The following is a 201-nucleotide window of genomic DNA, read 5'->3' on the forward strand; positions in this document are numbered from 1 at the left end:
GCTCCTGTCGGGCCAGGTGGTCCACCAGATGGACCGGTTACTCCCGCCGGACCTGATGGCCCCGTTGGGCCGGTCGGTCCGGCAGGTCCTCCAGATGGGCCTGTTACCCCTGTTGGACCGGTTACTCCTGTTGGGCCTGTAGTGCCTTCCCCTGTCGCTCCTGTTGCTCCCGTTTCTCCTGTTGCCCCCGTCGGACCTTGT

General features: G+C 65.7%; 1 protein-coding gene. It reads right to left on the reverse strand.

Annotated features, from left to right (window positions below):
• Positions 1-201: hypothetical protein (locus MR083_RS27795; RefSeq protein ID WP_242270166.1), on the reverse strand; the 201-nt coding region annotated here is incomplete at both ends.

It is taken from the genome of Bacillus cereus group sp. BfR-BA-01408 (genome assembly GCF_022663305.1).
In the GTDB taxonomy this organism is placed as follows: domain Bacteria; phylum Bacillota; class Bacilli; order Bacillales; family Bacillaceae_G; genus Bacillus_A; species Bacillus_A pacificus.